This is a genomic window from Nocardiopsis flavescens (genome assembly GCF_900141985.1).
Classification (GTDB): domain Bacteria; phylum Actinomycetota; class Actinomycetes; order Streptosporangiales; family Streptosporangiaceae; genus Nocardiopsis; species Nocardiopsis flavescens.
In genome coordinates, this window is sequence record NZ_FQZK01000004.1 from 118,521 (window position 1) to 136,418 (window position 17,898).

The window sequence follows — 17,898 nt, forward strand, 5'->3', positions numbered from 1 at the left end:
GGGGCCTCGGCGCGCACACCGCGCCGCCACCGGACCGGTGTCCTCCCCCGGGCGGGGCGCCGTGCGGCGTGCCCGCCGTCCGCCGTGCCCCGCGCACGGCGCCGGGGCGGCGACCGCAGCCTCCGGACACCGACGACACCCAGGGGGACACGTGGAGACGACGACCGCGGCGGGAACACGCGGCGGGGGCGGCACGCCCTATGTGCAGGGACTGCGGGCGGCGGGTGGCGCCTGGCGGAGCGTCGCGGCCGTGGCGGCGGCGGTGGCGGCCTTCGTCCTCACCGTCTTCGTCGCCATGCCGCCGCTGGGACGGCTGCTGGACGGTCTCGCCGGGACCGGGCCGTTCGATCCGGCGGACCCGTCGGTCACCCCCGGGCTGTGGCTGGCGGGGAACCTGCTGCTCGCCGCGCTCATCCCGGTGTCCGGGCTGGTGCAGTGGGCCGTGTTCGGGGTACGGCCGGGACGGCTCTCGTCGGTGGCGGGCGGGTTCCGGTGGGGGTGGTTCGCCCGGCTGGCCCTGGTGGTGGTGCCGGTGTGGCTGGTGTTCCTGACGGGGTGGTACGCGCTGAACCCGGCGGGGACGCCGGTGTTCACGGCGGGCACGCTGGCGCTGGTCGCCCTGGCCCTGGTCACCGTCCCCCTGCAGTCGGCGGGCGAGGAGTACCTGTTCCGGGGGCTGGTCCAGCGGTCGGTGGGGGCGCGCTGGGCGGGAACGACTGCGGCGTTCGCCGTGTCGACCGCGTTCTCGGCGGTGCTCTTCGCGGCGGTGCACGGCTCGGCGGACCCGTGGGCGCTGGGGTACTACCTGGCGTCGGGGGTCGGGATGTCGCTGATGACCCGGTTCAGCGGCGGCCTGGAGGCGGCGGTCCTGGTGCACGGGGTGCACAACACGCTGCTGCTGGTCCCGGTGCTCTTGGCGGGGGCGCTGGGGTCCCTGGCGGTCACCACCGGGCCGGTGATGGCGGTGCCGGCGGCGCTCATGCTGGTGTTCCCGTTCGCGGTGCGCGCCCTGGCGCGCAGGTACGGGACGGCGGTGGCGGAGGCCGGCTGACGGCCCCGGACCGCCGGGCCCGGAGCATCGGCCCGGGGCGGTTCCGCGGGGTGTGGCGGGCCGGGGGGCGGGCGGGCGCACGGACCGCTGTGGGGAGGGGCGGGCGCCCGGCGACCGCCGGCGCCCCGCCCCTCCCCCGCCGGGCGCACAGGCCGTGGCGGGCGCCGCGGAGGGGGGCCGGGCGCCCCGCCGGAGGGCGGTGGCCCCCGCCCCCGCGCCACCGGGCCCCCGGGGTGCGGGGGCGGGCGGTCAGGCGAGGTCGGAGACCTCGTGGAAGCGCTGCCAGCGGTTGAACGTGCGGGCCAGCCGCATGACCGAGGCCCGCGGCAGCAGGCGCGCGGGCCAGGTCATCACCCGGTTCAGGAACCACCCCGGGTAGGACGCCGTGCGCCGCCGGGCGTAGTCGTTCAGGGTGCGGACGGCGACGGTCTCCGGCGCGTCGGCGGCGGTCTCGTTGATCCGGGCCGTGGTGCCGTCGAAGAAGCCGGTCGCGATCGCCCCGGGGTGCGCGGCCATGACGTGGACGCCGCTGCCGCGCAGCTCCTCCGCCAGCGCCTCGGAGAACGAGAGCACGAACGCCTTGGTGGCGGCGTAGCTGGCCTGGTAGGGCAGCGGCTGGAAGGCGGCCGTGGAGGACACGTTGATGATGCCGCCCGAGCCCCGGGCGGCCATCTCGGTCCCGAGTGCGTGGGTCAGCGCCAGGAGTCCGCCGACGTTGAGCCCGACCGAGCGCAGCTGCGGCTCCAGCGGGCGGTCCAGGAACGGTCCGACGCTGCCCGCGCCGGCGTTGTTGACCAGCAGGCCGACGGTGAGGCCGCGCTCGCGCAGCTCCGCCAGGACCAGGTCCGGACCGCCGGGAGCGGAGAGGTCGGCGGTGACCACCTCGGCGTCCGGGCCGCCGTGCCGTTCGCGGATCTGCACGGCGAGCTCGCGCAGGGGCGCCTCCGAGCGGGCGAGCAGGACCACACGCGCCCCGCGGCGGGCCAGTTCCAGCGCGTACGCCCTGCCCAGCCCCCTGGACGCTCCTGTGACGAGTGCCGTGACACCGCGAAAGTCGTCTCCCACGAGACCCTCCATTGCTTCGAGACTTGAAGCATTCACGCTAGCACGATACTTCGAGACTCGAAACGTCGGTAGGATGGCGGTATGAGCACGCCCGACCTCACCGCGGCCCTGGCCGCGACCCACGACATCTGGATGCGGACCAACGACCTGCTCACGCAGGCGCTGGCCGGGCACCGGCTGACACCGGCGACGTTCCAGGCGCTGTGGGCCCTGGACCCGGACGAGCAGCCGCCGTCGATGAAGGTGATGGCCGAGCGCCTGTACTGCAACGCCCCGAACCTGACCTTCATCACCGGCCAACTCGTGGAGCGGGGCCTGGTGGAGCGCGCCGTGGACCCGCAGGACCGCCGCTCGCGGGTGATGGTGCTGACCCCCGAGGGCCGCAGGGTCCGCGCGGAACTGCTCCGGACGGCGCTGGAGGTGACCCCGCTGGCCGCGCTGAGCGGGGAGGAGCTGCGCAGCCTCACGGCGCTGCTGGGCCGGGTCGCGCGCCCCGCCTGAACCCGTGCCGGAACGGTACGGCGGGGCGGGGCGGCCGGGGCGGCGCATCCGCGCCCGGCGGGCCCACCGCAGAGAGAAGCGGGACTCCGTCAGCCCCGCGCACGTTCGGGCGGGCCCGGTACGGGGCCGCCCGGACCCCGCACCCCTTCGGCGGCGGGTGACCGGTCAGCCGTCCAGGCGGCGGGCGGCGCGGGCGAGGTCCTCGGGGGTGTCGCAGTCGGCGACCGCGTCGGGGTCCGGCACCGGGACCCGCCTCGGCTCCAGCGGCCCGAGCAGCCCGTACAGGGAGCGCCCGGTGTAGGCGGCCAGCGCGGCGCGGACGTCGGCGGTGCGCCACACGCCGGTGAGCCACTGCTCGCGCCCGCCGGCGTCCACGAAGACGGAGTTCGGTTCGAGCAGGGCCAGGTGCTCCGCCGCCAGGTGGGGCAGGTCGGCGGCGAGCAGCGCGAACCGGTCGGAGACCACGAGCTCCAGCCCCGCGCGCAGGGCCGGGACCGGACCCGCGCCCGGCGGGTCCTCGCGCACGTACAGGGCCCGCGGCGAGTCGCGCTCGGGGCCCACGACGATGGTCAGGCCCCGGGGGGACAGCGCGCGGACCGCCGCCGCGACGCGCTCCAGCAGGGTGCGTCCGGCGACCTCCAGCCCCGGCTTGTCGACACCGCCCATGCGGGTGCCCGCCCCGCCCGCCAGGATCACCGCGTCCAGAGTGCTCATCCCCCCAGCATGCCCGCTCCCCGCCCGGCCCTACGGTGCGGCCCGCCCGGGGCGGGCCCCCGCGCGGTGGCGGGCGCCGCCCGGCTCCGGCGGAACGGCTGCGCACGGCACGGCCCGCCCACGCGGCGAGGGACGCCCGGTACCGGCGGCGGCCCTGCCCGTGCCCGGGGCCCGGACACGCCCGCGGACGCCGCGGACACCACCGGGACCGGCGGCGTCCGCGGCGCACCGCTCAGCCCTTGACGCAGACCACCTGGCGCAGGTGCGCGACCACGCGCACCAGGTCGGTCTGGGCGGCGATCACCGACTCCAGGTCCTTGTACGCGGCCGGGATCTCGTCCACGACCCCCGCGTCCTTGCGGCACTCCACGCCCTCGGTCTGGGCGGCCAGGTCGGCGGCGGTGAACGTCTTGCGCGCCTTGGTCCGGCTCATCCGGCGCCCCGCCCCGTGCGAGGCGGAGTTGAACGAGTCCTCGTTGCCCAGGCCCTTGACGATGTACGTCCCGGTCGCCATGCTCCCGGGGATGATCCCGTACTCCCCCGCGCCCGCGCGGATCGCGCCCTTGCGGGTGACCAGCACGTCGACCCCGTCGTAGGTCTCCTCCGCCACGTAGTTGTGGTGGCAGGAGATCCACTGCCCGAACCCGGTCCCCGGCACCTGTCCCGCCAGGACACCGCAGGCCAGCCCCATCATGACGTCGCGGTTGCGGCGGGCGTAGTCCTGGGCCCAGAAGAGGTCGCGCCGGTAGGCGTCCATCTCCGGGCTGCCGGTGAGGAACACCGCCAGGTCGCGGTCGGGCAGGTCCTGGTTGTGCGGCAGGCCGCGGGCCCGTCCGATGTGGTGCTCGGCCAACTCCTTGCCGATGTTGCGCGAGCCCGAGTGCAGCACCAGCCACACCGTGTCGTCGTCGTCCAGGCACACTTCCAGGAAGTGGTTGCCCCCGCCCAGGGTGCCCATCTGGCGCAGCGCCCGCTCGCGGCGCGGGCGGACGGCCTCGGCGAGACCGTCGAACCCCTGCCAGAACGCGTCCCAGCGCGTGCTGCGCAGGCCCGGGACGGCCGACGTGTCGACGGCCTCGTCGTGGAACTCGAAGCCCACCGGAACGGCCGCCTCCAGCGCGGAGCGGAGCGCGCCGAGGTCGTCGGGCAGTCGGGAGGCGGTGAGGTCGGTGTGCACCGCGGTCATCCCGCAGCCGATGTCCACTCCGACGGCCGCCGGGCTGACGGCGTCGCGCATGGCGATGACCGAGCCGACGGTGGCGCCCTTGCCGTAGTGGACGTCGGGCATCACGGCCAGGCCGTGCACCCAGGGCATGCCGCTGACGTTGCGGAGCTGGTTCAGCGCGGAGTCCTCGACCTCGTCCGGGCGGGCCCACATGCGGATGGGGACGCGGGCACCGGGGATCTCGGTGTAGGGCATGACAGGCCACCTCCCTTTCACGAACGGCCTGTTCTCACGGGCGGGGCGCGACCGCGCCCCGCACCATTGAGTCGTAAAAGGGACTTTCCGTCCACGGGTTTTCGGCGGCGCGGCCGGGCCCGCCGCCCCGCGGTCAGCCGCCGATCGCGGACATGGGCCGGGCGGGCTGGAGGAACCCCGGGTCGTCGATGCCGTGGCCGGGGAACTTGCGGGCGACCGCGGCCGTCCAGCGCTCGGCGATCTCGGCGTCGGTGGCGCCCTCGCGCAGCGGGGTGCGCAGGTCGGACTCCTCGCGGGCGAACAGGCAGTTGCGGATCTGGCCGTCGGCGGTCAGCCGCACGCGGTCGCAGGTCCCGCAGAAGGGGCGGGTGACCGAGCCGATGACGCCGACGGTGGCCTCGGTGCCGTCGGGGAAGGTGTGCCCCAGGACCCGGAACAGCTCCGCCGGGGCGCTGCCGCGCGTGCCGGGGTCGGCCTCGGCGAGGTCGAAGGCCCCCTCCAGGCGGCCCAGGATCTCGTCCGCGGTGACCATGTCGTCGCGCCGCCAGCCGTGCTGGGCGTCCAGCGGCATCTGCTCGATGAAGCGCAGCCGGTAGCCGTGCTCGATGCAGTAGCGCAGCAGGTCGGCGGCCTCGCCGTCGTTGACGCCGCGCATGAGCACCGCGTTGACCTTGACCGGGGTGAGCCCCGCCTCGGCGGCGGCGGCCATGCCCTCGACGACGTCGTCGAACCGGCGCCGCCGGGCCAGGGTCTCGAACACCTCGGGGCGCAGGGTGTCGAGGGAGACGTTGACCCGGTCCAGGCCCGCCTCCGCCAGGGCGGGGGCCATCCGGGCCAGCCCGATGCCGTTGGTGGTGAGGGCGGTGCGGGGCCGGGGGGTCAGGGAGGCGGCGCCGGCCACGATGGCGGGCAGGCCGCGGCGGAGCAGGGGCTCGCCGCCGGTGAAGCGGACCTCGGTGATGCCCAGGCGGGTGACACCGATGCCGATCAGGCGGAGCAGTTCGTCGTCGGTGAGGAGTTCGGGTTTGGGCAGCCACTCCAGGCCCTCGGGGGGCATGCAGTAGGTGCAGCGCAGATTGCACCGGTCGGTGAGCGAGACCCGCAGGTCGGTCGCCACGCGCCCATAGGAGTCGGCCAGCACGGGCGTCACCCTCTCCAGTCGAAATCGTCGAGCAGAACGCCACCGGGACCCACTCGCGGGATATCTAGCGGGATACCCACCTGTTCAGCCTAGAAGATTAACTTTCGGAGGGAGTAGACCCGATCACGCCGTTTGGCATATTTCGTCGACGCGTACGAGAGCCTCCCGGCGTTTCCGGAGCATCCTCCGGACCGCGTCCCGGGCTGCGATCGTAGGCGAAGCTGCGCCCGCGCAGGCGGAACCGCGCCGCGCCCCGGAGCCCGCGGGCCCGGCTGCGCCGGGCATCCGGGGCTCCGGGGGCCCACCGCCGCGGCGTCCGGACGGGCCCGGTCCCGGCGCTCCGCCGCCCGCGCCGCGCGTACCCGGGAGCCCCGGGCCGGCCCTGCCGGGGCGGGGCGCGGATGAGACGATCCGCACCCGGCCGTGTGCCCCGCGACGCCCCTCCCGGGCGCGCGGGCGATGTTCTAGGGTGGCCCTCTCGCCACGGACGGGCGGCATCGCCCGCGCCGCGGCGGCACATCCGACGAGGAGGCGGCACACGGTGATCACCACACGGGAATGGGGACTGGCCGGCGGGACCAACGGCTCGGAGCGGCGGGCGGCCCGGGCCTGGGCCCCCACGGAGGGAGAGCCCTCCTGGCTGGCCGTCCTGGTCCACGGCTACGGCGAGCACCTGGGGCGGTACGAGCAGGTCGCCGCCGACCTGGTGGCCGCGGGCGCGGTCGTCTACGGCGCCGACCACCGGGGGCACGGCGGGTCCTCCGGCGAGCGGGTCCTCATCGACGACTACGCCGGGGTGGTCGAGGACGTCCACCGGGTGGTCACCCAGGCGCGGACCGCGTACCGCTCGCTGCCGCTGGTCCTCATCGGCCACTCCATGGGAGGGCTCATCGCCTCCCGGTACGCGCAGACCCACCCCGGCGGGCCGACGGCGCTGGTGCTGTCGGGCCCCGTGCTGGGGCGCTGGGAGGCCCTGGAGGCGCTGGCCGCCGCCGAGGAGATCCCCGACGCCCCCATCGACACCGCCACCCTGTCCCGCGACCCCGCCGTGGGCGCGGCGTACGAGGCCGACGAGCTGGTCTGGCACGGGCCGTTCAAGCGCGCCACGGTGAACGCGCTGCGGACGGAGATCGCCCGGGGCCTGGAGGCCGGGTCCGTGGGGCCGCTGCCGCTGCTGTGGGTCCACGGGTCCGACGACCGCCTCGTGCCGCTGTCGGGCACGCTGGTCGGGATCGGGTCCCTGCTCGGCTCGGACTTCACGGCCCGGATCTTCCCCGGGGCCCGCCACGAGGTGTTCAACGAGACGAACCGCGACGAGGTGATCGGCGAGGTCGTGCGGTTCGCCCACCGCTTCACCGGCTGAGGCCTCCCCGGCCCGGCCCCGCGGCCAGTCCGGGGCCCCGGCCGCCGGCTGCGCGGCCACGGCGTCCGGGAGGCGAACCGGCCACGGCACCCGGCGGTCCGCCGGGTGCCCGGCTCAGACGTACAGCCGCCCGTGGGGCTGCACCGGGTGCGCCAGGGTCTCCGCGTAGGCGGCGGCCAGCCGGTCCACGGCGTCGGCGAGCACGTCCGGCGGCCGTGTGTAGGACAGCCGCAGGTAGCGCTCCAGGGTGCCGTCCGACCCGAACACCGGGCCCGCCGCGGGGTGGACCCCGTGCCGGACCGACGCCGCCGACAGCGCGCTCGCCACCGGCTGGGGCAGCGCCGCCCACAGCACCAGGCCGCCGCCGGGCACGTTGGGCCGCCAGTCGGGCAACCGGTCGCGCAGCGCCGCCAGCAGGGCGTCGCGGTTGCGGCGCAGCCAGCGGCTGCGCTCAGCCCGGATGCGCATGACGTCGGCCAGCAGGTGGGTGGTGGTGAGCTGGTCCAGCACCGCCCCCGCCAGGTCGAAGCGCTGGCGCACGGCCATCAGCCGGGCCACCATCGGCGGGGTGGCGCGCACCCAGCCCACCCGCAGCCCGCCCCACAGCAGCTTGCCCACCGACCCGACCGTGACGACCCGGCCGTCGGTGTCGTGGGCGGCCACCGGGGCGGGCAGGTCGCCGGAGTCGATGGCGAGCTCGGCCACCGACTCGTCGATCACCAGGTGGGTCCCGGCCCGGCGGGCCTCGCGCACCAGCACCCGCCGCTCGTCGTCGTCCATGAGGGCGCCGGTGGGGTTGTGGAAGTCGGGGATGAGGTAGCCCAGCGAGGGCCTCCACTGGCGGAACGCGTCCACCAGGTACTCCATGTCCCACCCCTGCGGGGTCACCCCCACCGTGCGCACCCGCGCGCCGCTGCGGCGGACCGCGTCCAGGGCGTGCGGGTAGGTGGGCGACTCCACCAGGACCTCGTCGCCGGGCTGGGCGAGGAGGTCCAGGACCAGGGCCACCCCCTGCTGGGCGCCGTTGGTGATGAAGATCTGCTCGGGGGTGGTGGGCAGGCCGCGCTCGACGTAGCGCCGGGCGACGGCGTGGCGCAGCTCCGGCAGGCCGTAGGGGTAGTAGCCGAGGCCGCCCACGTGCGCGGCCAGCTGACCGGCGGCCCGGAACGCGGCGTCGCGCAGCCCCTCCACCGCCGGGGGCCCGGCCACGCCCAGGTCGATGTGCTCGGCGGCCCCGGACAGGAACGGGGACGGCGAGGGGTCGCCCGTCGAGGAGTCGGGGAGCACGGTCCAGCTGCCCGCGCCCTGGCGGCTGTCCAGGAACCGGTTGTCGCGCAGCCAGGCGTACGCGGCGGTCACGGTGTTGCGGCTGACGCCCAGCGCGGCGGCCAGGTCGCGTTCGGCGGGCAGGCGGGTGTTGGTGGGCACCCGGCCGTCGAGCACCAGGCCGCTGACGGACCGGGCGATGGAGAGGTAGTAGGGGCGCTCCACCGGGGCCTCGCCGATGAGGCGGGCCAGCAGGCGGCCGTTGATCCGGCGGGTGCCCCCGCCGGCCGTGGAGCGTTCCGCCGCGCGGGCCGCGCCGCCCTGTCGTGCCGCCATACCGCCGCTCCCCCCGGGGCCGTGCCCGGTGCCCGCGGGCCCCCGCGGGGCCACTTCTTGGAATTGGCACTTTGAGCAGGGTGCCACATCGGCCAGGATACCGATGTGGCACCACCGCGGAACGGGGGATCGCGGTGGCGCCGGCAGGCCCCGACCCGCCCGATCCGATGATCCCCCCTTTTCATTGCGAGAGGACGGGTCCGTGGACGAACGGCGCGACCCCCGGCCCGACGACCCCCGCCCCCAGGGGCCCGAGGCCGGGACCCCCGGCGGACCGGGCGCAGCACCGGGGCCGGAGGGAGCGGAGGTCCGGGAGGGGGCCGAGGGGACGGCGGGGACTGCGGCCCCGGGTGCCGGGCCCGGCGCCCGCGTCCCCCTCCTGTCCCGGGTGATGGTCACCCCGGTCCTGCCCCGGCCGCGGCTGCGCAGGCTGGCGCGGCTGTACGTCGGCCTCACCCTGTACGGGCTCAGCATCGCCCTGCTGATCGAGTCCGACCTGGGCGCCATGCCCTGGGCCGTGCTGGACCAGGGGCTGGCCCTGCGCACCGGGCTGTCCATCGGCACCTGGACCGTCATCGTCGGCGCGCTGCTGATGCTGCTGTGGATCCCGCTGCGGCAGAAGCCCGGGATCGGGACCCTCAGCAACGTGGTCATGATCGGCGCCACCGCGGACCTCTTCCTGTGGCTGCTGCCGGAGACCGGGGTGCTCTGGGTCCGCGTCCTGGGGCTGCTGCTGGGGACCCTGGCGTGCGCGCTGGCCACCGGCTGCTACATCGGCGCCGCGCTGGGCCCGGGTCCGCGCGACGGCATCATGACCGGCCTGGCCGGGCTGGGCCTGTCGGTCCGCCTGGCCCGCACCGTGATCGAGGTGGCCGTGGTCGTGGTCGGCTTCCTGCTGGGCGGGACGGTCGGCCTGGGGACCCTGGTGTTCGCGGTGGCGATCGGTCCGCTCACGCAGATCTTCCTCCCCCTGTTCCGGATGTCCGAGAATCACCCGGAAACACCGATCCGATCGGGGCGCGGGTGACCCCAATGGAGGGAGTTGATCACCACGCCATAACTTCTGTCCTCGCAAACTCCCCCAATTGACCACATACCTCCCTGCACTCTCTGATGCACGTGCAATTGCGGGTGGCGTACCCCCCGGGGAGAGGGGAAGATGGGGAACCGCGGTGAACGGTGAGGACCGTTCCGGAGCGGCTCTCCCGGGCCGACCTTTGTCGCCGCCTCCACCTGGGAACATACCCGGGTACAGGGGCGGGGGCGGGTGGTGGCGGGGGGAGGGGCCGTGATCCGGACGGCGCCCCTGTCCGCGGTGGGCACCGCCCCGCCGGAACGGCCAGGGAGAAGCACCCCGACGGGGCGTGCACACGGGCGTGCGCGCAGCGGAACGCCACCGGGCACCGCGACACCCCGTACGGAGGCGAGAGTGCCCGCGCCGACCGCTAGGACTCAGACGACGTGATGGGGGTGAGCCGCGTGCCCGGCTGGATTGAAGACTACGCAATGATCGGCGACATGCAGACCGCCGCGCTGGTCGGGCGCGACGGTTCCATCGACTGGGCGTGTCTGCCCGACTTCGACTCCTCCGCGTGCTTCGCGGCGCTGCTGGGCGACGAGCAGAACGGGTGCTGGGTCCTGCGGCCCGCCGGGGGCGACCCCCGCGCCACCCGGCGGCGCTACCGCGGCGACACGCTGATCCTGGAGTCGGAGTGGGACACCGACACCGGCTCCGTCCGGGTCATCGACTTCATGCCGCCGCGCGGCGGCGCCCCCCACCTGGTGCGCATCGTGGAGGGGATCAGCGGCACCGTCACCATGAGCACCGTGCTGCGCCTGCGGTTCGACTACGGGCACGTCGTCCCGTGGGTCCACCGGGCCGGGACCGAACTGGTGGCGGTCGCCGGGCCCGACGCCGTCTGGCTCAGCACCCCCGTCAGCCTCCAGGGCCACAACTTCACCCACGACGCGGACTTCACCGTCAGCGCCGGGCAGCGGGTCCCCTTCGTGATGACCTGGCACCCCTCCCAGGTCGAGGAGTCCGACCACCTCGACGCCGAGAAGGCGCTGTCGCGCACCGAGCGGTTCTGGGAGAAGTGGGTGGACCAGTGCACCTACGAGGGCCCCTACCGCGAGGCCGTCATCCGCTCCCTCATCGTGCTCAAGGCCCTCACCTACCGGCCCACCGGCGGGATCGTCGCCGCCCCCACCACCTCCCTCCCCGAGGAGATCGGCGGCGTCCGCAACTGGGACTACCGCTACTGCTGGCTGCGCGACGCCACCATCACCCTGGAGGCGCTCATCCGCTCCGGGTACAAGGACGAGGCGCTGGCCTGGCGCGAGTGGCTGGTGCGCGCCGTCGCCGGCGAGCCCCAGCTCATGCAGATCATGTACGGCATCCGGGGCGAGCGCCGGCTCACCGAGTGGGAGGCCGACTGGCTGCCCGGGTACGAGGCGTCGCGGCCGGTGCGGATCGGCAACGCCGCCGTCGGCCAGTACCAGCTGGACGTGTACGGCGAGGTCATGGACGTGCTGCACCTGGCGCGGCGGCACGGCATACGGGGCGGCGACTACCTGTGGGGGTTGCAGCGGTCCCTGGTCAACTACCTGGAATGGTGCTGGGACGAGCCCGACGAGGGCCTGTGGGAGGTGCGCGGGCCGCGCCAGCACTTCGTGCACTCCAAGGTGATGGCGTGGGTGGCGGCGGACCGGGCGGTGCGCAGCATCGAGGAGTTCGGCAAGGAGGGCCCCATCGAGCGGTGGCGGGCCCTGCGCGACACCATCCACGCCGAGGTGTGCGAGTACGGGTACGACCCGCAGCGCAACACGTTCACGCAGTACTACGGCAGCAAGGAGCTGGACGCGGCGCTGCTGCTCATCCCGGAGGTCGGGTTCCTGCCCTACGACGACCCGCGGGTGGTCGGGACGATCGAGGCGGTGCGCAAGGACCTCATGGTGGACGGGTTCGTGCTGCGGTACCGGACGGACCTGGAGAACTCCGCCGACCAGCTGCCGGGCGACGAGGGCGCGTTCCTGGCGTGCAGCTTCTGGATGGCGAACGCCCTGCTCTCGATCGGCCGCCAGGACGAGGCCAAGGAGCTGTTCGAGCGGCTGCTCTCGCTGCGCAACGACGTGGGCCTGCTCGCCGAGGAGTGGGACCCGCGGGCGGGGCGCCAGGTGGGCAACTTCCCGCAGGCGTTCAGCCACGTGCCGCTGGTGACGACCGCGCTCAACCTGGCCGACCGGCAGGGCGGCTGGCGCGCCGAGTAGGAGCGGACGCGAAGGTGCCCCGCGGCCGGCCGGAAGCGGCCGCGGGGCACCGGTATGCGGGGGGTCAGGCGGTGAGGGTGGGGTCGGCCCAGACCGGGTAGAGCCCCTCGGCGTCGCTCTCCACCCCGATGCGCAGGCGCAGGGCGTCGCGCACGTCGACCTCGATGTCGATCGTCTCCCCCAGCCGGAGGGACTCGGTGACCTCCGGGCGCCCGTCGACGTAGACCGTGAAGGTGGCGACCGCCGACGAGCTGGAGGTGTCGGTCACGCCGAGCGTGGCGGTGAACGTGGTCCAGCCGCGGCCCAGGTTGTAGTCGGCCCAGCCGGTGCAGGGGTCGTTGTACTGCGTGCAGCGGTCGCCGACGACCAGGGCGCGGCTGTAGGCCTCGCCGTTGACCTCGGCGCGGCCGGCCACGGGCTCCCAGCGGCCCTCCCCCTCCACGACGTCCATCTGCGTGAGCAGGAGGGACTCCTCGGCGGACGGTGCGCCGCCGGCCGGGTCGGAGGCGTCCGCGTCGGGCTTGCGGCTGGGCGCGGCGGCCATCGGCGGGGCCTCCTCCTCGGCCTCGGAGGCCGCGGGCGACTCGCCCGGGTCGTCGGCGGCGACCTGCTGGGCGCCGTCGGCCGGGAAGGGCAGCCCGCGGTCCATGACGAGGTAGGTGACGGCGGAGCCGCCGACCGCACAGAGCACGGCGAGGGCGGCCAGGCCGATGAGCAGCGGCTTGCGCGACCTCTTCCCCGGCGGCGGCCCGGGGGCGGGGTGGTGCCCGTGGACGGGGAAGGCGCCGGTGGAGCCGGGGGGCGGCGGCGCGCCCCAGGCGGGCTGGGCGTACGGGGGCGGCGGGCCGTAGCCGGGGCCGGAGTGTGCCGGGACCGGGCGCTGCGGGCCGGACCCGGACCGCAGCGGGGGCCGTGCCGTGCCGCCGGGCGGGGTGGGCCCGCCGGAGCGGCGGGGCGACCGGCCGGAGGGGGCCGGGGAGGCGGTGTTCGGCTGCGCGGGGCCGGCGGCGGGCCGCTGCTGGACCGGGCGTCCGCGCAGGCCGCCGACCGGGCGGTGCGGCATCTCCTCGACCCCGGGGGCCCCGGCGGGAGCCGCCCCGGTGTCGGAACCCGTTCGCCCGCCGGGACCGGAGGCCTGTGCGGAGGGGGAGGCGGGCGTGTCGGCGGTGCCCGCGGGGGTCCGCGGTGCGTCGGTGGCGGGGGTGCCGTTCGCGGGCCTCGGCGACAGGACCACGGTCGCGTCCGTGTCCTGAGGGGCGGCAGGGTCGGAAGAACCCGACGGGACACCGGGTACGGGCGGGACCGCACCCGGGGCCGGTGACCGGAGCACCGTCGCGTCCGCGTCACCCGCCCCGACCGGCGCAACGGCCGGATCGGCCGGCGGCGGCCCCGCCACGGCCGGGCCCCGCGGGGCGGCAGCGTCACCGGGGGTTCGTGAGTCGCCCGGGGCGGACGCCGGCGACAGGACCACGGTCGCGTCCGTGTCCTGAGAGGCGCCAGCGTCGGACGGGGCGGCGGCGGCGTTCGGGGGAAGGAGGAAGGTCGCTTCAGAGTCCCCGCCGTCGTCGGGCGCGGCCGTGTCGTTCTGCGCGGCACCGGACGGTGCGTGCGGGGACCGGGGGTCGACCGGAGCAGAGGCCGGGGACAGGATCACCGTCGCGTCCGTGTCCCCCGCCCCGGCCGGCGGCGGCCCCGCGACGGCCGGGCCCCGCGGGGCGGCAGCGTCACCGGGGGTTCGTGAGTCGCCCGGGGTGGAGGCCGGGGACAGGACCACGGTCGCGTCCGTGTCCTGAGGGGCGGCAGGGTCGGAAGAACCCGACGGGACACCGGATACGGGCGGGACCGCACCCGGGGCCGACGGGACCGCACCGGACACGGGCGACCGGACCACCGTCGCTTCCGGGTCACCCGCTCCGGCCGGTGCAACGGCCGGATCGGCCGGCGGCGGCCCCGCCACGGCCGGGCCCCGCGGGGGGTCCGCCGGGGCGGGCTCCTCCGGGGCGGCGGCGCTGAACAGGGACGCCGCGAACACCGCGGAGGCACCCGGGTCGGCCGCCGGTTCGCCGCCCGGCCCGGTCCACGGGACGGACGTGGCCAGCGAGCGCAGCGACCGCACCCACTCCGAGGCCTCCGGGCGCTCGCCGGGATCGGCCGAGAACATCGACACCACCACGGCGAGGGGGCGCTCGTCGGCGCCGGCCAGCAGCGGCAGCGCGGCGAAGCGCTCGCGCAGCCGCTCCGGGGCGGGCGGCGGGTCCTCCCCCGTCAGCGCGTAGAACGCGACCGCGCCGAACGCGTACCGGTCGGTGGCCGGGCTGTACTCCCCGCTGAAGATCTCCGGCGCCGCGTACCCCGGGGTGAACCACGGCCGCGCCGTCATGTGCCGGGCCGCGATCCGGCTCAGCCCGAAGTCCACCAGCGTCGCCTGGCCGTCCGCGTCGATCATGATGTTGCCCGGCGACAGGTCGCCGTGCACCACCGGCCGCCTGGACGGCGTCGCCCGCCCCGCGTGCAGCATGTCCAGGACCTGGGCGACCTGCTCCAGGTACCGCAGCACCTCGCGCTGCCCGCGCACGCCCTCCCCGGCGTGCTCGGCCCGCCAGTCGCGCAGGTCCAGGCCGTCGATGTGGTTCATCACCAGGTACAGGCAGCGCTCGGCCCGCTCCCCCGCGTTCCCCCGCGGGTGCTCGGGCGCGCCCTCGAAGTGCTCGCGGACCCCCACCACGCCGAGGCGGTTGATGAAGCGCAGCAGCTCCGCCTGCTCGGCCCAGCGGGAGCTCAGCTCGGCGAACTGCGCGGGGTCGGCGGTGGTGTCGGCGTTCAGCGCCTTGACCACGACCGGCTCCGTCTGGCCCGCCAGGGTCACCTCCGCGAGGTACAGCGTGGCCTCGCCGCCGCGCCCGACGGAGCGGACCAGGCGGTACTTGTCCGGCTGGGAGTCGGGACCGACGTAGAGACTCAGGCTCACGGCTGTGGTTCTCATTCCACGCGGGGGTTGCGGTATCGCCCACGGCGGCGGGGGTTCGGCCTGCGGGCACAGGGGACCACATTAACGCGGACAACTGTACTCTTACGCCCTGTACGGCCCCTTTGGCCGCGAACGGCCGTGGGAGCGGCCGACGGACTCGGGAGGCGGGAGACGGGCATGGCCGACCAACGGGTGCTGGGCGACCGGTACCGCCTGCACTCCCTCCTGGGCCGCGGCGGCATGGGCGAGGTGTGGCGGGGCGCCGACGAGCTCCTGGACCGCCCCGTCGCGGTCAAGCTGGTGCGCGCCGAGCGGGGCGGCTCCGACGAGGCCGCCACCCGGTTCCGCCGCGAGGCGCGGGTGACCGCGCGCCTGGCCGGCCACCCCAACATCGTCATCCTGCACGACTTCGGCCAGGAGGCCGACGGCTCGGTGTACACGGTGATGGAGCTGGTCGCCGGGAGCCCGCTCTCGGACGTGCTGCGCGGCGCCGCGCCGCTGCCGCTGGAGCGCACCGCCGACCTGGTGGCGCAGGCCGCCGCCGGGCTGGGCGCCGCCCACGCGGCGGGGATCGTGCACCGCGACGTCAAGCCCGGGAACCTGATGGTGGTCGGCGGGCCGGCCGAGCTGTACGGCGGCACCCTGAAGGTGCTGGACTTCGGTATCGCGGCGCTGACGGCCTCGGAGCAGAGCCGCCGCCTCACCCAGACCGGCCGGGTGCTGGGCACCCCCCTGTACATGGCGCCCGAGCAGGTGCGGGGCGAGCGGGTGGGACAGGCGGGGGACCTGTACTCGCTGGGCGCGATCCTCTACCAGATGCTCACCGGCGAGCCCCCGTTCGCGGGGGAGGACCCGCTGGCGGTGCTGCGCGGACACCTGCGGCACAAGCCGCGGCCGGTGGCGTCCGTGAACCCGGGGCTGCCCGGCCCGCTGGCGGAACTGGTGGACGCACTGCTCGCCAAGAGGCCCGAGGAGCGCCCCGCCTCCGCCGAGGAGGTCCGCGAGAGGCTGGCGCCCTTCGCGCTCGCCCGGCCCTCGCGCCCGGCGGCCGGCCCGGACACCGGCGGGTCGCTGCCGGTCCCCGGGACCCTGCCCTATACGCGGCCCGCCTCGCCCGCGTCGGCACCGACCCGGCCGCACACCGCCCGGGACGGGGACCGGTCCGAGCTGCGGTCCCTGGTGGAGCACGCCCAGGAGACGGCGGGCCAGGGCCGGTACGCGCAGGCGGCGGCGCAACTGCGCCCGCTGTTGCCCCGGCTGCGCGCGGCGCTGGGGCCCGACGACCCGGAGACGCTGCGGGTCCGGCGGCGGGAGGCGTACCTGACGGGCAAGGGGGGCGCGCACGCGCGGGCGGCGGAGTCGATGGAGGCGCTGCTGCCGGACATGCTGCGGGTGCACGGCCCTCGGCACCCGGAGACGCTGACGGTGCGCTACTACCTGGCGACCAACGCGGGCCGGGCGGGCGACCACGCCCGGGCGGCCCGGGTGCACGCCGAGCTGCTGCCCGACCTGGCGGCCGTGTACGGCGCCGACGCGGAGCGGGTGCTGACCACCCGGCTGCACCTGGCGTTCGAGACCGGTGAGGCGGGCGAGCCGGCCCGGGCGGCGCAGGTGCTGGAAGGGCTGGTCCCGGAGCTGGAGCGGGTGCTGGGCGCCGACCACGCGACGACGCTGCGGGCCCGCCACTACCAGGCGGCGTACCTGGGGCACGCGGGCGATCCCGCGGAGGCGGCCCGGCGGTACCGGGAGCTGGTGTCCCGGCACGTGCGGCTGTTCGGCGAGGAGCACGCGGAGACCGTGCGCGTGGCGGCCCACCTGCGCCGCTGGCACGCCCTCGCCAAGCACGGCCGCCCCGCCCCCTGACGCCGGGGGCGCCGATGCCGGTGGCCGGTCGCGGGCGGCGCGCGACGGGTACCGGGGAGGGCCCCTCCCCCGTTCCCGGTGTCCGGTCGGGGGGCGATCGCCCGGAACGGCCGTGGTTGTCGCCGCCGGGCGCTAATGTTCTGGCCATGGCCACCAAGGACCTCAACGAAATCATGGAAGCCGGGTGGGCGAAGGCCCTGGAGCCGGTCGCGCCGCAGATCACCGCCATGGGTGACTTCCTCCGGCAGGAGGTCGCCGAGGGGCGCACCTACCTGCCCGCTGGCGAGCACGTCCTGCGCGCTTTCCAGCAGCCGTTCGACGACGTGCGCGTGCTCATCGTGGGGCAGGACCCCTACCCCACGCCCGGCAACCCGGTGGGGCTGAGCTTCTCCGTCGCCCCCGGCGTGCGCCCGCCCGCGAGCCTCAAGAACATCTACAAGGAGATGCAGGACGACCTGGGCCTGGAGGTCCCCAAGACGGGCGACCTCACCCCCTGGACCGAGCAGGGCGTGCTGCTCCTCAACAGGGTCCTGACGGTGCAGCCCGGTTCGCCCGCGTCCCACAAGGGCAAGGGCTGGGAGGCCATCACCGACCAGGCCATCCGCGCGCTGGCCGAGCGGGGCGGGCCGCTGGTGTCGATCCTGTGGGGCCGCCAGGCGCGCGACCTGCGCCCGCTGATGCCGGGCGTGCCGTGCGTGGAGTCCGCGCACCCGAGCCCGATGTCCGCGCGCAGCGGCTTCTTCGGCTCCAAGCCGTTCAGCCGCACCAATGAGATGCTGAAGGAGCAGGGCGCCGACCCGGTGGACTGGAGCCTGACCTAGGCTTCACACCATCGCGGCCCCCGCGCACACCTCCCCCACAACCCGACCCCCTGTTGACCTGCGGACTCGGTACCGGCCCCCGGTGCCGGGTCCGACCCTTGTCCCGCCCCCGACGACGG

The 17,898-nt window shown here is 75.8% G+C and carries 13 protein-coding genes; 7 read left to right on the forward strand and 6 right to left on the reverse strand.

The window, feature by feature from the left end; all coding sequences use genetic code 11:
• Positions 1-151 precede the first annotated feature (151 nt).
• Positions 152-1,051, forward strand: a complete 900-nt coding sequence (locus tag BUE45_RS09405) for a CPBP family intramembrane glutamic endopeptidase (protein ID WP_143173311.1) — start codon at positions 152-154, stop codon at positions 1,049-1,051.
• A gap of 249 nt (positions 1,052-1,300) precedes the next feature.
• On the opposite strand, the gene BUE45_RS09410 is transcribed toward BUE45_RS09405, so the two are convergent.
• Positions 1,301-2,116 (reverse strand): SDR family NAD(P)-dependent oxidoreductase, encoded by an 816-nt coding sequence (locus BUE45_RS09410; protein ID WP_245832942.1) that lies wholly within the window; start codon positions 2,114-2,116, stop codon positions 1,301-1,303.
• Between the two features lie 81 nt (positions 2,117-2,197).
• On the opposite strand from BUE45_RS09410, the gene BUE45_RS09415 reads away from it, so the two are divergent.
• A complete protein-coding gene (locus tag BUE45_RS09415; RefSeq protein ID WP_073377779.1) occupies positions 2,198-2,617 on the forward strand; it encodes a MarR family winged helix-turn-helix transcriptional regulator in 420 nt (139 codons plus the stop codon).
• A gap of 165 nt (positions 2,618-2,782) precedes the next feature.
• Here BUE45_RS09415 and mobA read toward each other — a convergent pair whose 3' ends face one another.
• From mobA to moaA, 3 genes are all read right to left on the reverse strand, one after another.
• Entirely contained in the window at positions 2,783-3,331 is a 549-nt protein-coding gene (mobA, locus tag BUE45_RS09420) for a molybdenum cofactor guanylyltransferase (protein WP_073377781.1), read from the reverse strand.
• A 232-nt stretch (positions 3,332-3,563) separates the two neighbouring features.
• Entirely contained in the window at positions 3,564-4,751 is a 1,188-nt protein-coding gene (locus tag BUE45_RS09425; protein WP_073377783.1) for an RtcB family protein, read from the reverse strand.
• A gap of 133 nt (positions 4,752-4,884) precedes the next feature.
• The gene (gene moaA, locus BUE45_RS09430; RefSeq protein ID WP_073378268.1) at positions 4,885-5,892 is read right to left on the reverse strand and encodes a GTP 3',8-cyclase MoaA; all 1,008 of its coding nucleotides are present in this window, start codon (positions 5,890-5,892) and stop codon (positions 4,885-4,887) included.
• 541 nt (positions 5,893-6,433) lie between these two features.
• Between moaA and BUE45_RS09435 the strand changes: the two genes are divergently transcribed.
• The gene (locus BUE45_RS09435; RefSeq protein WP_073377785.1) at positions 6,434-7,255 is read left to right on the forward strand and encodes an alpha/beta hydrolase; all 822 of its coding nucleotides are present in this window, start codon (positions 6,434-6,436) and stop codon (positions 7,253-7,255) included.
• A 114-nt stretch (positions 7,256-7,369) separates the two neighbouring features.
• Here BUE45_RS09435 and yczR read toward each other — a convergent pair whose 3' ends face one another.
• Positions 7,370-8,857 (reverse strand): MocR-like transcription factor YczR, encoded by a 1,488-nt coding sequence (gene yczR / locus BUE45_RS09440; RefSeq protein ID WP_073377787.1) that lies wholly within the window; start codon positions 8,855-8,857, stop codon positions 7,370-7,372.
• A 391-nt stretch (positions 8,858-9,248) separates the two neighbouring features.
• On the opposite strand from yczR, the gene yczE reads away from it, so the two are divergent.
• The gene (gene yczE, locus BUE45_RS09445; RefSeq protein ID WP_073378270.1) at positions 9,249-9,884 is read left to right on the forward strand and encodes a membrane protein YczE; all 636 of its coding nucleotides are present in this window, start codon (positions 9,249-9,251) and stop codon (positions 9,882-9,884) included.
• Between the two features lie 437 nt (positions 9,885-10,321).
• Positions 10,322-12,127 (forward strand): glycoside hydrolase family 15 protein, encoded by a 1,806-nt coding sequence (locus BUE45_RS09450; protein WP_245832945.1) that lies wholly within the window; start codon positions 10,322-10,324, stop codon positions 12,125-12,127.
• 64 nt (positions 12,128-12,191) lie between these two features.
• Here the strand turns inward: BUE45_RS09450 and BUE45_RS33280 are convergent, their stop codons facing one another.
• Positions 12,192-15,095: a protein kinase domain-containing protein gene (locus BUE45_RS33280; RefSeq protein ID WP_073377791.1), complete on the reverse strand. Its 2,904-nt coding sequence runs from the start codon at positions 15,093-15,095 to the stop codon at positions 12,192-12,194.
• A gap of 177 nt (positions 15,096-15,272) precedes the next feature.
• On the opposite strand from BUE45_RS33280, the gene BUE45_RS33795 reads away from it, so the two are divergent.
• The gene (locus tag BUE45_RS33795) at positions 15,273-16,958 is read left to right on the forward strand and encodes a serine/threonine-protein kinase (protein WP_073377793.1); all 1,686 of its coding nucleotides are present in this window, start codon (positions 15,273-15,275) and stop codon (positions 16,956-16,958) included.
• Between the two features lie 146 nt (positions 16,959-17,104).
• Positions 17,105-17,779, forward strand: coding sequence for a uracil-DNA glycosylase (locus BUE45_RS09465; RefSeq protein WP_073377795.1), 675 nt, complete (start codon positions 17,105-17,107; stop codon positions 17,777-17,779).
• The last annotated feature ends 119 nt before the right edge of the window (positions 17,780-17,898 follow it).

What these genes read in the sequence shown, in the direction of transcription:
- BUE45_RS09415 (WP_073377779.1), top strand. Translation starts at nt 2,198, where the DNA reads ATGAGCACGCCCGACCTCACCGCGGCCCTGGCCGCGACCCACGACATC.
- BUE45_RS09465 (WP_073377795.1), top strand. Translation starts at nt 17,105, where the DNA reads ATGGCCACCAAGGACCTCAACGAAATCATGGAAGCCGGGTGGGCGAAG.
- BUE45_RS09425 (WP_073377783.1), bottom strand. Translation starts at nt 4,751, where the DNA reads ATGCCCTACACCGAGATCCCCGGTGCCCGCGTCCCCATCCGCATGTGG.
- yczR (WP_073377787.1), bottom strand. Translation starts at nt 8,857, where the DNA reads ATGGCGGCACGACAGGGCGGCGCGGCCCGCGCGGCGGAACGCTCCACG.
- yczE (WP_073378270.1), top strand. Translation starts at nt 9,249, where the DNA reads ATGGTCACCCCGGTCCTGCCCCGGCCGCGGCTGCGCAGGCTGGCGCGG.
- mobA (WP_073377781.1), bottom strand. Translation starts at nt 3,331, where the DNA reads ATGAGCACTCTGGACGCGGTGATCCTGGCGGGCGGGGCGGGCACCCGC.
- BUE45_RS33795 (WP_073377793.1), top strand. Translation starts at nt 15,273, where the DNA reads ATGGCCGACCAACGGGTGCTGGGCGACCGGTACCGCCTGCACTCCCTC.
- BUE45_RS09450 (WP_245832945.1), top strand. Translation starts at nt 10,322, where the DNA reads ATGGGGGTGAGCCGCGTGCCCGGCTGGATTGAAGACTACGCAATGATC.